This is a genomic window from Nocardioides sp. (genome assembly GCF_035576065.1).
GTDB lineage: Bacteria > Actinomycetota > Actinomycetes > Propionibacteriales > Nocardioidaceae > Nocardioides.
In genome coordinates this window covers 134,497-146,896 of the sequence record NZ_DATLWX010000001.1, presented here as the reverse complement: position 1 = coordinate 146,896, position 12,400 = coordinate 134,497, and the positions used below count along the sequence as shown (strand labels likewise).

The 12,400-nt window shown below is 70.5% G+C and carries 9 protein-coding genes; 1 reads left to right on the top strand and 8 read right to left on the bottom strand.

What is annotated here, in order from left to right:
* Nucleotides 1-13 precede the first annotated feature (13 nt).
* From VNJ48_RS00740 to VNJ48_RS00725, 4 genes are all read right to left on the bottom strand, one after another.
* Complete coding sequence (locus tag VNJ48_RS00740) at nt 14-1,240, bottom strand: ROK family protein (protein ID WP_325598098.1); 1,227 nt, start codon at nt 1,238-1,240, stop codon at nt 14-16.
* A 9-nt stretch (nt 1,241-1,249) separates the two neighbouring features.
* Nucleotides 1,250-2,545 (bottom strand): sugar ABC transporter permease, encoded by a 1,296-nt coding sequence (locus VNJ48_RS00735; protein ID WP_325598096.1) that lies wholly within the window; start codon nt 2,543-2,545, stop codon nt 1,250-1,252.
* Between the two features lie 20 nt (nt 2,546-2,565).
* Nucleotides 2,566-3,342, bottom strand: coding sequence for an ATP-binding cassette domain-containing protein (locus tag VNJ48_RS00730; RefSeq protein WP_325598094.1), 777 nt, complete (start codon nt 3,340-3,342; stop codon nt 2,566-2,568).
* A gap of 100 nt (nt 3,343-3,442) precedes the next feature.
* Nucleotides 3,443-4,489, bottom strand: a complete 1,047-nt coding sequence (locus VNJ48_RS00725; protein ID WP_325598092.1) for a sugar ABC transporter substrate-binding protein — start codon at nt 4,487-4,489, stop codon at nt 3,443-3,445.
* 270 nt (nt 4,490-4,759) lie between these two features.
* On the opposite strand from VNJ48_RS00725, the gene aceB reads away from it, so the two are divergent.
* Nucleotides 4,760-6,367 carry a malate synthase A gene (aceB, locus tag VNJ48_RS00720; RefSeq protein WP_325598090.1) on the top strand — a complete coding sequence of 536 codons (1,608 nt, stop codon included), beginning with the start codon at nt 4,760-4,762 and terminating at the stop codon, nt 6,365-6,367.
* On the opposite strand, the gene VNJ48_RS00715 is transcribed toward aceB, so the two are convergent.
* From VNJ48_RS00715 to VNJ48_RS00700, 4 genes are read right to left on the bottom strand one after another with little or no spacing between them, the layout of a single operon-like run.
* Nucleotides 6,300-7,697, bottom strand: a complete 1,398-nt coding sequence (locus tag VNJ48_RS00715; protein ID WP_325598088.1) for a guanine deaminase — start codon at nt 7,695-7,697, stop codon at nt 6,300-6,302. The two genes, aceB and VNJ48_RS00715, sit on opposite strands and share 68 nt — an antisense overlap.
* A gap of 22 nt (nt 7,698-7,719) precedes the next feature.
* The gene (xdhC, locus tag VNJ48_RS00710; protein WP_325598086.1) at nt 7,720-8,535 is read right to left on the bottom strand and encodes a xanthine dehydrogenase accessory protein XdhC; all 816 of its coding nucleotides are present in this window, start codon (nt 8,533-8,535) and stop codon (nt 7,720-7,722) included.
* Nucleotide 8,536: 1 nt separating this feature from the next.
* A complete protein-coding gene (gene xdhB, locus VNJ48_RS00705; RefSeq protein WP_325598084.1) occupies nt 8,537-10,918 on the bottom strand; it encodes a xanthine dehydrogenase molybdopterin binding subunit in 2,382 nt (793 codons plus the stop codon).
* A complete protein-coding gene (locus VNJ48_RS00700; RefSeq protein WP_325598083.1) occupies nt 10,915-12,339 on the bottom strand; it encodes a xanthine dehydrogenase small subunit in 1,425 nt (474 codons plus the stop codon). The genes xdhB and VNJ48_RS00700 overlap by 4 nt, the downstream gene beginning before the upstream one ends.
* Between the last annotated feature and the right edge of the window lie 61 nt (nt 12,340-12,400).

The window sequence follows — 12,400 nt, the reverse complement described above, 5'->3', positions numbered from 1 at the left end:
GGGCTGGCTGCTCTCAGCCGGCGAGTCCGCTCCGCACGTCCACCAGCGCTGTGCCGAGGGCCGCGACCGGGTCGACGAACAACGGCTCCAGGGCGATCTCGGCCGCACCGAGGAGTGGTGAGTCGGCCCCCAGGCTGGGCAGGGTGAGCGTCACCGACTCCAGGGCAGCAGGCAGGCAGCGCTCGCTGAGCCCGGCGTTGACCTCGGCGCGGACGAGCGGATAGAGCGAGCGGAAGTAGCCGCCCAGCACGACCAGCCGAGGATTGAAGACGTTGACGATGCTCGCGAGACCGTGCCCGAGGGCGGTGCCGGTGGCACGCAGCTCGGCGGGTGGCTCGCGGAAGCCGTCGAGCACCTCGTCGAGCTGGGCGACCTTGTCGGCGGGGCAGTTGATCGCCTGGGCGATCGCGTGCGCACCGACCTCGGTCTCCCAGCACCCCTGGTTGCCGCAGTGGCACCGCTGGCCGGCCGGGTTGAAGCGCAGGTGGCCCACCTCGCCGGCGTACCCCCCGGCTCCTTCGAGCCGGTGACCGCCGGTGATCACGCCGGCACCGACGCCGACGTGGCCTGAGACGTAAATCAGGTCGTCGATGCCCACTCCGGCGCCTCGGCGGTGCTCGGCCAGCGCACCGAGGTCGGCGTCGTTGGCGAGGGACACCGGGATGTCCAACCCGAGCGCGGCGAGCACGATGCCCCCGAAGGAGACGTCGTGCCACTCGAGGTTGGGCGCCAACCGGATGAGTCCGTCACTGCGGCGCACCATGCCGGGGACGCTGATGCCGATGCCCACGAGCCGCGCGGCGGCCGGGGCATCGTCGACGACGGAGCGGATGAGACCGGCGACGGAGGCGCCCACCTGCCAGGCCTCGCCTCCGTCGACGACGGGGGCCTGCGCACGGCGCAGGATCTGGCCACCGAGACCGACGCGGGCCACGACGGCCCGGTCGACCGCGAGGTCCACGGCGATCACGTAGGGGCCCTCGGCTGCGAGCCGGACGCCGGCGGACGGCCGGCCTGCGCCCTGGGGAGAGCCGACCGGCAGCGCCCGCTCCGAGACGCCGAGCGACTCCAGCTCCGCGACCAACCCGGCGATGGTGCTCCGGTTGAGGCCCATCAGGCTGGTCAGCTCGGCACGCGAGATGTGGCCCGCGCCGTGGACGTGCCTGAGCAGCGTCCCGAGGTTGTGGCGCCGAACGGCCTCCTGGTTGGTGCCGAGACCCGAGCGCCCGTGTGGACTCACCTGGGCGACCTAGACGCCCGCTGCGGAGCGACGGCGGCGCGAGATCGCGTCCACGCTCGCGGCGAGGAGCAGCACCGCACCGGTGACCATGTAGTTGATGTAGCTCGCCTGGTTGAGCAGTCCCAGGCCGTTGGGAATGGTGGCGATGACGAAGCCACCGACGACGGCGTCGATCGCGCGACCGCGACCGCCGAAGAGGCTGGTGCCGCCGATGACCGCCGCGGCGACGGCGTAGAGCAGCACGTTGCCACCGCCGGAGCCCGGCGACACCTTGCCGACGAACGAGGCCAGCAGCAGGCCGCTGATTGCGGCCATGCTCGAGCAGATCATGAACGCCGCGACCTTGACCCGGCGCACGTTGATGCCGGCGCGACGCGCGGCCTCGGCGTTGCCGCCGACGGCGTAGAGGTGCCGGCCGAAGCGGGTCTTCGTCAGCACGAAGGTCCAGAAGAGCAGCAGGGCGATCACCACGGGCAGCACCCAGGGGACCCCGCTGATGTCGAAGAGCTCGGGGTTGGGGGCGCGGTTGGCGCTGAGCAGCGCCGTGAGGCCGAGGACGACCGCGGCGAGGACCGCGACCTTGAGGATCACGAGCCCCAGCGGCTGGTGGACCAGGCCACGTGCGGAGAGTGAGCGGTAGCGCCACAGGGAGAGTGCAGCGAAACCGACGACGATCAGCGCGGCGGCGATCCACCCGGCGGTCACGGGCACGTTCTTGATGGACAGGCCGCGCAGCACCGGGTCGTTGAACCGCAGGGAGCCGCCGGAGCCGATCAGCCGCAGCGGAACCGCTTGCAGCGCGAGGAAGAAGGCGAGGGTCACCACGAACGACGGGATCCCGAGGTAGGACACCAGCGCTCCGATCGCCAACCCGATCACCGCACCGGAGGCGATTCCTGCGAGGACCGCCAGCCACCATGTCCAGTCGTAGTCGATGAGCATCAACGCGATGATCGTTGCTGAAGCGCCACCCGAGACCCCGGCGGAGAGATCGATCTCTCCCAGCAGCAGGACGAAGACCAGGCCCATCGCCAGGACGATGATGTAGGCGGACTGGATGACGAGGTTCGCCATGTTGTACGTCGTCAGGAACCGATCGTGCAACGAGGAGAAGACGATGAAGAGCACGATCAGCCCGAGGATCGCAGGGAGCGAGCCCATGTCGCCGCCCCGCAGGCGGTTGACGTAGTCGCGGGCCGAGTCGCCGATGCTCGCCGCCTGGCGGTTGTCGTGGTCGAACCCGCCGGTCGTGCTGGGCGCGGTAGTCGAGCGGCCGTGGGGCTGGACGTCTGTTCCGTCGGTCATGGTGAGGTCTCCGGTCCTTCTCAGACGGTCGCGGTCGCGGGATTCTCGGCGATGCCGAGGTTCCCGGAGCGTCCGGCGGTGATGAGCTCGACGATCTGGCCGTGGGTGACATCCTTCGCGGGGACGTCGGCGGCCACGCGGCCGAGGTAGAGCGCGGTGATCCGGTCGGCGACCTCCAGGACGTCGCCCATGTTGTGCGAGATCAGGACGACCCCGAGCCCGCGGTCGGCGAGCCGCCGGACCAGGTCGAGGACCTGCCGGGTCTGCGCGACACCCAGCGCGGCGGTGGGTTCGTCGAGGAGCACGACCTTGGAGTTCCACAGCACGGCCTTGGCGATCGCCACGGTCTGGCGCTGGCCGCCCGAGAGGCTGGCCACGCTCTGCCGCACCGACTTGACCGTGCGTACTGACAGGGAGGCGAGCGTCTCTCGGGCCCGGGACTCCATGGACACCTCGTCGAGACCGATGCCCTTGGTCTCCTCGCGGCCGAGGAACATGTTCTGGACGATGTCGAGGTTGTCGCACAGGGCGAGGTCCTGGTAGACGACCTCGACACCGAGGGCCGCGACGTCGCGCGGCCCGTGGACGACGACGGGCTTGCCGTCGAAGAAGTAGTCCCCACTGTCCCGGCCATAGATGCCGGCGATGATCTTGACCAGGGTGGACTTGCCGGCGCCGTTGTCCCCGACGAGGGCGGTGACCTGCCCGGGATAGACCGCGAAGTCGACGTCGTGCAGCACGTGCGCGACACCGAAGCTCTTGTTGACTCCGCGCAGCTCGAGCAGTGGCTCAGCCATGGGTCCCACTTCCGATCGAGATAATTTGTTGTCCGAGAGAACGGGAACGGCGCCCGAACCGGGTGCGGTCCGGGCGCCGTTTCAGTGATCGGTCAGACGATCAGGAGATACCGGCCTCTTCGCAGAGCGCTGCGAAGTCGTCCACGCAGACGTCCTCGGCCTTCTGGCCGCCGTCGTCGATGACGTCCTTGACGCTGTCCTTGGTGATGGACACGGGGTCGAGCAGCACCGACGGCACGTCGCGACCACCCTCCTCGTCCTTCGTCGTACCCGTGGTCGGCGCGTCCTCGCCGTTGAGCAGTGCGATCGCCGTCTCGGCGAGTGCGGCGGCTTGGGCCTTCGCGGACTTGTAGACCGTCATGCACTGGGTGCCTGCAAGGACGTTCTGGAGACCCTCGACGGTGGCGTCCTGGCCGGTGACCGGGACCTTGCCGGCCTGTCCGTTGGCCTCGAGGACACCGATCGCGGCACCGCCCAGACCGTCGTTGGCGGCGAGCACGCCGTCGACCTTGCCATCCGCAGCGGTGTAGAGCTGCTGGAAGATGACGGCCGCTTCCTCGTTGTCCCAGTCAGGGACGGCCTGCTCGCCGACGACCTTGTAGTCGGTGATCGGGTCGAGGACTTCGTGGGCCCCTTGCGCGAACAGCGTCGCGTTGTTGTCGGTGGGCGAGCCGTTCAGGTAGATGACGTTCGCTGTCTTGTCGCCGAGGCAGTCCGCCAGGGCCTGACCCTGGAGCGCGCCCACCTTGGCGTTGTCGAAGGAGATGTAGGCCTCCGCCGTCCCACCGAGGGTGAGGCGGTCGTAGTCGATGGTCACGACCCCCTGGGAGGCCGCCTTCTCCTGGATGGCCGCGCCAGACTCGGAGTCGAGGTTGACGATCGCCAGGACGGTGACGCCGTCGCCGATCATGGTGTCAGCGATCTGCGTCATCTTCTCCGCGTCGCCCTCAGCGTTCTGGATCTCGAACTCGACGCCCGCCTCTTCGAAGGCTGCCGTGAGGTTGGGGCGGTCCTGGCTCTCCCAACGGACCGAGGACTCCGTGTCGGGCAGGATGACGCCGATCTTGCCCGTGGCCTCACCGCCGCCGTCGTCGTTGCCGCTGTCAGTGCCGCTGTCCGAGTCGCTGCCGCACGCGGTCAGGGACATGGCCAATCCGAGCATGGGAACGAGGACCAGACTGTGCTTCCGCTTCACGCGAACCGCCTCCTGTGAATGATCGCGTCGGCCTGCCCTCATCGTCACGCCTAACGCATATGTTGTTCGCCACAACATATACAGTGACGGGGGTCACGTCGATACCCCCGGCGAGCCGTTAGCAATTCGTTATCAATTCACCACGACGCCAGCCCTGCGGGGGCCGTTCCTGCGGCCCCACACGGCTCCGCTACCCGACTGACGGGGCGATACGGTGACGCAATGGCCACTCTTGATGTCACCGCTCCCGCCGTCTCGCGGGCCGAGGAGATCCTCACCACTGAGGCCCTCGACTTCATCGCGGACCTGGACGACCGGTTCCATGGCAGGCGCGACGAGCTCCTCGCCGCGCGGCAGGCCCGCCGCGACGTGATCGCCCGCACCGGGAGCCTCGACTTCCTGCCCGAGACGGCCTCGGTCAGGGCGGACGACTGGACGGTCGCGCCCATCCCCGCCGACCTGACCGACCGCCGTGTCGAGATCACCGGTCCGACCGACCCCAAGATGGCGATCAACGCCCTCAACTCGGGTGCCCGGGTGTGGCTGGCCGACCTCGAGGACGCCAACACCCCACACTGGCGCAACGTCGTCGGTGGCCAGGTCACGCTCCACGACGCCGTCCGGGGCCAGCTGGCGTTCACCTCTCCGGAGGGCAAGCAGTACGCCTTGGCCGGCCACGGTCACCGGCCGGTGATCCTGCCGCGACCGCGGGGGTGGCACTTCGACGAGGCCCACCTCCGGCGCGACGGACGGCCGGTGGTGGCCGCACTCGTCGACTTCGGGCTCTACTTCTTCCACAACGCCCGCGAGCTGCTCGAGCGAGGCAGCGGCCCGTACTTCTACCTGCCCAAGCTGGAGTCCCACCTCGAGGCCCGGCTGTGGAACGACGTCTTCACCCACGCCCAGGCCGCACTGGGCGTCCCGCACGGATCGATCCGCGCGACCGTGCTCATCGAGACCATCACCGCCGCGTTCGAGATGGACGAGATCCTCTACGAGCTGCGGGACCACGTCGCCGGGCTCAACGCCGGTCGCTGGGACTACCTCTTCAGCATCATCAAGAACTTCCGCGACGCCGGGTCGAGGTTCACCCTCCCTGACCGCAACGCGGTCCGTATGACCGCACCCATGATGCAGGCCTACAGCGACCTGTTGGTGCAGACCTGCCACCGCCGCGAGGCCTTCGCGATCGGCGGCATGGCGGCGTTCATCCCGAGCCGGCGTGACGCCGAGGCCAACGAGCTCGCGTTCGCCAAGGTGCGGGAGGACAAGACGCGGGAGGCCAAGGCCGGCTTCGACGGATCATGGGTGGCGCATCCCGACCTCGTCGAGCTGTGCGTCGACATCTTCTCCGAGACCCTCGGGGAGCGCAGCAACCAGCTCGACGTACGCCGCGACGAGGTGTCGGTCGACGCCGACGACCTGCTGGCGGTCGACCAGACCCCCGGCCAACGCACCGAGGAAGGGCTGCGCGGCAACGTCCGGATCGGCATCCAGTACCTCCAGTCCTGGCTCTCCGGCAACGGTGCGGCCGGCATCGACAACCTGATGGAGGACGCCGCCACCGCCGAGATCTCCCGCTCCCAGGTGTGGCAGTGGATCTTCACCGGCGCCACCCTCGACTCCGGCGAGGTCGTCACCCGCGAGCTCGTCGAGCAGATCGTGGAGGAGGAGTACGCCGCCCTGCGCGACGTCGTCGGAGCGGAGGCGTTCGAGTCCGGCCACTGGGCCGACGCGCGGCGACTGTTCGCCGAGTCCGCCCTCAGCGAGGAGTTCCCCGACTTCCTGACCCTGCCGGCATATGCCGTCGTGCTGGCGTCAGAGGACTGACCGGCCGCAGGAAGCCACCCGAGGCGATCTGCTCGCCAGCGATCCACACGTCGGCCACGTCGGCATCACCGGCGAGCGCGAACACCTTGCCCAGCGCTTCCTCGGGCGAGCCGGCATGGCGCAGCCCGATGTCCAGCGCGGTGCCGGCGGGCGGGCGCAGACAGATCGCGTCGAACTCCTTGCCCTCGGAGAAGTCGCCGATGACGTCTGCGAGACCCAGGGCGGCCGCGCCGGCGGAGGTGCTGAGGTGCAACAGGTGACCGGGAGCCAGCGGGAGACCCTGGTCGCCGAGCAGCCGCTGGACGAAGTAGGCCTGGAGGCCCTCCTTGAACAGTGAGAAGCCCGTGCCGGCACCCACGTCGCTGCCCAGGGCCACCGGCACGCCCGCCGCCACGTGCCGACGCAGGCTGAACAGGCCCGAGCCGAGGGCGGAGTTGCTGCTCGGGCAGTGCGCGACCGCCGTCGACCGGTCGGCGAGCGCGGCGAGCTCGGCGTCCAGCGGGTGCACGTTGTGGGCCAGGACCGACCCTGGCCCCAGCAGCCCGTGGTGGTCGTAGGTGTCCACGTAGCCCGACCTGTCGGGGAACTGGCCCCGGACCGTCGCCACCTCGACGAGGTTCTCGTTGACGTGCGAGGTGAAGAAGGCTCCCTCGACGTCGCTCATGACCGACGCACAGGCGGCCAGGATCGGGTCGGAGGCGGACAGCGAGAACCGTGGCGTCACCGCATATCTGGCCTGGCCGACGCCGTGCCAGCGCGCAGCCAGAGCCAGGGACTCGGCGTACGCACGCTGCGGAGTGGTGAGCAGCGGCTCCGGCAACATCCGGTCGCTCACGACCAAACCGCTGGTCACCCGTAGTCCGAAGCGTGCCGCCTCGGTGAACAGAGCATCCACCGCCGGGGCGAAGTGGGAACCGAAGACCAGCGAGGTCGTGGTCCCCGCTGCGATCAGGCCAGCCACGAACTCCGTCGCGATCGTGGCGGCGTAGTCGGGCGACGCGAGGTGCTGCTCCTCGGGCAGGGCGCACCGCTCCAGCCACTCGAGCAGCGGCATCCCCAGCGCGCCGATCACGCGAACCTGCGGGAAGTGCACGTGGGTGTCGACGAGTCCGGGGAGCAGGATCCCAGCACGCAGGTCGATGACCGTCGCCTGCGGAGACGCTGCAGCCATCGCCGCGAACGGCCCACGTGCGGTGATGACCCCCTGCGCCGACACGACCAGCCCGAGGTCGTCGTCGTAGCGGAAACCCGGGCGCGTGAGGTCGTCGATGAAGGGGTTGTCGGGAGTGTCGTAGGCGCGGGCGCGGTAGAGGACGCTGCCCGGGATCATGCGGTGCTCATCCGTGGGGTGCTCATGCGTCGGTCCGGGACGGCGCGGAGGCGAACAACCGGAGCAGCTCGGCGGCCACCGAGACGGCGATGGTGGCGGGCTCCTTGCCGACCACCGCTGACGCGCCGATCGGACTTCGGATCCGGCCGATCGACTCCTCGTCGTGACCCTCTGCGAGGAGTCCGGCGCGGAACCGGGCCCACTTCGCCCCCGAGCCGATCAGCCCGATGCTGCCCAGCTCACGGCAGCGCAGGGCGGCGTCGCAGAGGGCGAAGTCCTCAGCGTGGTCGTGCGTCATGACCAGCAGGTGGGTCCCCGGCGGCACCGCACCGAGAGCGAGCTCGGGCACCGGTGAATGATGAACCTGCACACGTGCCTCACTGTCGGCGAGACAATGCAGCCGCTCGTCGGCCAGCTGGAGGGCGCGGGAGTCGACGAGGTGCAGGTCGAGGTCGTGCCGGGTCAGGATCCGTGCCAGCTCGAGCCCCACGTGGCCGACACCGAAGATCGCGACCGAGGGCACGACCGGGAGCGGCTCCAACAACACCGCGACCTCGCCGCCGCAGCACTGACGGCCATGGTCGGTCCGTGCCTTGTCGGTCAGTCCCAGGGTCAGCTGCTCCGGCGAGGCGGCGGACGTGTCGAGCATGGCCCGCGCCCGGGCGACCGCGGTCTCCTCGAGGTTGCCCCCGCCGATGCTGCCCCACGCCCGGTCGGCGGCCACCACCATCTTGGCGCCCGCCTCGCGGGGTGCGTGCCCGCGCGTGGCGACCACGGTGACGAGGACCCCGGCACGCCGCTCGCTCCGGAGCAGCTCGATCGCAGCAATCCAGCGCACGTCAGACCTCCACCGGGTCGTGAGCCGGGTCGTGATCAGTGTCGTGGGCGGCCTGCTCGGACCGCGGGTGCAGGGCCGGCGCGGACGGGTCGGGCCGGTCGGGGACAGCACCCGGCAGCCCCACGGCGACGTGGTCGGGACCGGCGCTCCGAGCGCGATCGGTGGCCCAGAACACCGCCTCGGGGGTGGCCGGGGAGGCGAGGTCGACGCTGGTGCCGGCCGGACCGAACGCCGCGGCGGCCTGTCGCAGCGCCTCCCGGACCGACAACGCCAGCATCAGCGGCGGCTCGCCCACCGCCTTGGACCCGTAGACCACGCCGTCCTCGTGCGCGTGCTCGAGGAGGGCGACGTTGAACACCTCGGGGAGCTCGCTGAAGCTGGGCAGCTTGTAGGTGCTGGCGGACTGGGTGGTGAGACGGCCGCGACCCGGTCCGTCGGACTCGTCCCAGCGCAGGTCCTCCAGCGTGAGCCAGCCCTGGCCCTGGACGTACCCGCCCTCGATCTGGCCGATGTCGATGAGCGGGGAGAGGCTGTCACCCGCGTCGTGGACGATGTCCACCCGGCGGACGCGATAGCTCCCGGTGAAGCCGTCCACCTCGACCTCGGTCGCGGCCACGCCGTAGGCGAAGTACTTGAACGGATGACCCGCCATCGCCGTGGAGTCCCAATGGATGCCCTCGGTCCGGTAGAAGCCGGCCGCCCACAGCTGCACCCGGCTGAAGTAGGCCTCGCGGACCAGCTCGTCCCAGGTGATGTCTCGAGCGATCTCCCGGTCGCCGGCGAGCTCGGTCAGCCGCGCGAGGATCTGCTCGCACGCGTGCTTGATCGCGCCGCCGTTGAGGTCAGCACTCGAGCTGGCGGCCGTGGCGGAGGTGTTGGGGACCTTGTCGGTCCGGGTGGGCGCGAGTCGGACGCGGGCGAGGGGGACACCGAGGGTCGTGGCGGCGATCTGGAGCATCTTGGTGTGGAGGCCCTGGCCCATCTCGGTGCCGCCGTGGTTGATCAGCACGGACCCGTCCTTGTAGACGTGCACCAGAGCGCCAGCCTGGTTGAACGCCGTGAAGTTAAACGAGATCCCGAACTTCACCGGCGTCATGGCCAGGCCACGCTTGGTGTGCGGGTGTGCGGCGTTGAACTCGGCGATCTCTGCAGACCGGCTCGCGATCTGCCCGGTCGCCACGACCTGGTCCCAGGCGGCGAGGATCCGCTCGGGATGGCGCACGACCTGGCCGTACGGCGTCGCCTGGCCGTCGACGTAGACGTTGCGGCGGCGCAGGTCCATGGGGTCGATCCCCAGCAGGGGTGCGCAGCGACCGAGGACGTCCTCGATCACGAGCATCCCCTGCGGGCCGCCGAAGCCCCGGAACGCGGTCTGGGACGTCTTGTGGGTCTTGGCCACGCGACCGTGGAGGAGCACGTGGGGGATCCAGTAGGCGTTGTCGACGTGGCAGAGGGCCCGCGCGAGCACCGGCTCGCTGAGGTCGAGGCTCCAGCCGCCGTCCGAGGTCAGCGTCGCCTCGAACGCCACCAGCCGGCCTTCGTCGTCGAAGCCGACCCGCCACTGCGCGTGGAAGCCGTGCCGCTTGCCGGTCATCGTCATGTCGTGGGTCCGGCTGAGTCGCAGCCTGACCGGGCGGCCGGTCAGGATCGCGCCCAGCGACGCGATCGCGGCGAACCCGTGCGGCTGCATCTCCTTGCCGCCGAACCCGCCCCCCATCCGCAGGCACTGGACGGTGACGTGGTGGCTCGCGAGACCCAGCACGTGGGCGACGATCTCCTGGGTCTCCGTAGGGTGCTGCGTGCTGCTCTGCACGAACACCTGACCACCCTCGTCGACCAGGGCCAACGCGGCATGGGTCTCGAGGTAGAAGTGCTCCTGCCCGGCCATCTCGGTGACGCCGCTGAAGACGTGGGCAGCCCCCACCAGGCCCTGCTCGACGTCGCCCCGGCTGACGACGGGTTGTCCACCCTGGAAGCTCTCCGCCGCGATCGCCTCGGTGAGCGCGACGACGGCAGGGAGCGGGTCGTAGTCGACCGCGACCGCGGCTGCCCCCATGCGCGCGGCTTCGAGGGTCTCCCCCAGCACCCAGCAGACCGCGTGCCCGACGAACATCACCTCGTCGGGGAACAGCGGCTCGTCGTGCTTCACGCCGGCGTCGTTGACGCCCGGCACGTCGGCGACGGTGAGCACCCGCACCACCCCCTCGACCTCGAGGGCTGCGCCGACGTCGAGGCGGGTCACCCGGGCGTGGGCGTGGGGAGAGCACACGGGGTGGGCGTGCAGCACGCCGTGGGTGCGGTGCACCAGGTCGTCGGTGTAGAGGGCGTGCCCGGTCACGTGCTCGGCCGCGCTCTCGTGCGCCACGGGAAGACCGACGCTCATCGGACCGTCTCCGTCCACAGCTTGCGCAGGGCGTTGCCGAGCATCGCCGAGCGGTAGGCGGCACTGGCGCGTTGGTCGTCGATCGGGGTGCCCTCGCCGCGCAGCACCTCCGCCGCTGCCTCGACGGTCTCGCCGGACTCGAGACTCCAGGGCCGACCCTCGAGCGCCGCCTCCGTCGCCAGCGCCCGGATCGGCGTGGCAGCCACGCCACCGAGCCCGATGCGGGCCCGCACCACGGTGCCGTCGACCACGTCGAGCGCGAAGCCGACGGCAACACTGGAGATGTCGTCGAAACGCCGCTTGCTGATCTTGTGGAACCCGGTCAGGCCGGCGAGCGGCAGGGGGATCCGGACCGAGCGGATCAGCTCTCCCTGCCGAAGCACGGTCTCGCGGTAGCCGGTGAAGTAGTCGGCGAGAGCCACCTCCCTGTCCCCCTCGATCGAGGACAGGACGACGCTCGCGTCGAGAGCCAGCAACGCCGGCGGGAGATCACCGATCGGCGACGCGGTGCCCAGGTTGCCCCCGATCGTCGCGCCGTTGCGGATCAGCCGGGACGCGAAGAGCGGCCACAGCGCATCGAGGAGCGGCACCGCTCCACCGAGCGCTGTCTCCGCCTCGCTGAGGGTGAGCGCGGATCCGATCTCGACGACGCCGTCGGTCGAGACCTGCCGCAGCTCCGGCAGGCGGTCGATGGCCACGACGTATGGCGCGCGGCGCCCGCGCAGGTTGGCGTCGACCCCCCAGTCGGTGGCGCCGGCGACGACCACGGCATCGGGCTGGTCCCGCAGCAGGTCGAGCGCTTCGGCGAGGTCGGTCGGGCGGACGAATTCACCCGCGGACCCTGCCAGCCGGGTGGCGGCCGGGCCGGGGGCCGGCAGTTGCTGCCGCTCCGCCAGCGCGTCGGCCTCAGGTGGGGTGCCGAGCGCCCAGGCGGCGTCCCGGATCGGTCGGTAGCCGGTGCAGCGACACAGGTTGCCGCCCATGGCGTGCAGGTCGAAGCCGTTGGGACCGTGCTCGGCATCCGCGTGGTCGGTGTCGACCCGGTCGGGCCGGTAGTACTCCGCCGCCATCGAGCACACGAACCCCGGGGTGCAGTAGCCACACTGGGAGCCACCGCGCAGCGCCATCTCGGTCTGGACGGGGTGCAGGTCGTCCGGACGACCCAGTCCCTCGGCCGTGACAACCTCCTGGCCGTCGAGGGCAGCAGCCGGCACCAGGCAGGCATTGATCGACGTCCACCGGCTCCTCGCCCCGTCCGGTCGCAGCACCAGCACGGCGCAGGCCCCGCACTCCCCCTCGGCGCAGCCCTCCTTGGCTCCGGTCAGGCCGAGGCCGCGCACGAAGTCGAGCGCGTTGGTGTGGGTGGGCACGCCGGCGAGCGGGCGCGGCCTCCCGTTGACGACGACCTGCGAGTCCGACATGTGTCTCCCTCACGCGGGCATGGTGCGCGGAACGCATGGTTCGTCAGACGCGGGCGCCGGT